The 1,276-nt window shown below is 33.9% G+C and carries 1 protein-coding gene; it reads right to left on the minus strand.

Going from position 1 to position 1,276, the window contains the following annotated elements:
- Positions 1–1,276, minus strand: a 1,276-nt coding sequence (locus tag E1171_RS01205) for an ABC transporter permease (RefSeq protein WP_155203280.1), incomplete at both ends; no start/stop codon positions are given.

Here is a 1,276-nt window from a genome sequence, read left to right on the forward strand (position 1 = left end):
AATTAATGCTTTTCCAAAGCTGTTTACCTTCAACCCCTGTATTTTTCCTTTAATAGCCTCTAAAGGACGGCTTTTTGAGAGAATAAATGCCGGATAAAAGCCTGCAAGGACACAAGTAGATATGGCTACTACAATAAAAATCAAAAAAGGCGTATTAAATAGTTGTTTGGTAAGCAGCTCTGTAAATAAAATATCGTTAAAAAAAGGCAGAAAAACACAGGCTAAACAAGTAGAAATTAAAATTACCAACAAACTCATTAGTAATGATTCCATTAAGAAATCCTTTATAATTTTTTGATTGCTAGCACTCAGTATTTTCTTTATTCCAACTTCAGCAAACCGCCTTGAATTTATTGAAATTAGCATGTTGGTATAATTGATCAAAGATACACCTACAACTATCAGAGACAGTATGAGAAGAAACTTTAGGGTCATTAGGCTACCTCTTTTACTCCATTCGTCAAAAAGGTGGTTACTATAAAGATAGATCTCTTTTAATGGTTGTAAAGTCAGGTTATAGTACATCCCAAATTTTTCCTGTGGAATATTTTCAGAAACAAAATCAGGGAGTTTACTTTCTAATCTTAAGGCTGTTTCCTGAAGGTTATCATTTAATTTTATGTAGGAATAAAAAGAGTTATTAAACCAGGAATCTTCTGCTTTTAAGAATCCGGGAAAGGAGTTGTCGAATGTTGCCATGGAAGCTAAAATGTCAAATTCCAAATGAGAGTACTTATTTTGATCTTCCAAAATACCAGTAACCTTAAATGTCCATGGTTTTTCCAGTTCAATTTCAACAAGCTCCCCTAAAGCATTCTCCTTTCCAAAGAGTTTTATAGCCATTTGTTTAGTTAGCACCAAGGAGTTTGGTTCTTTCAGGGCTGTATTTGCATCTCCAAAATTAAGGTTGAGTTCAAAAAAACTAAAAACATTCTCATCCACATAAGTTACCTCCTCTTCAAATCCTCTACCCTCAATCATTAAATTTTGATTGTAAGGGGCAAAACGTACAAAACTCTTGGCTTCCGGAAATGTAGCGGTTATTTCTGGTGCCATAAGAGGAGCGCTATTGGCTTGATGTACTGTTTGGTCCTCAGATTTTAACTCCTCTACGATCCTATAAATTTGAGAGCCTTCCTTAAGGTGTGTATCATAATTGCTTTCCTGAAAGATAAAAGTAAGAGAAAGCAGAAATAAGGAAAACCCGGCAGAAAGGCCAATTATACTTAAGAAAGTTAGATTCTTATATTTTAGTAAAACTCTAAAAAGTACATTT

The organism is Xanthovirga aplysinae, from assembly GCF_009711365.1.
GTDB lineage: Bacteria > Bacteroidota > Bacteroidia > Cytophagales > Cyclobacteriaceae > Xanthovirga > Xanthovirga aplysinae.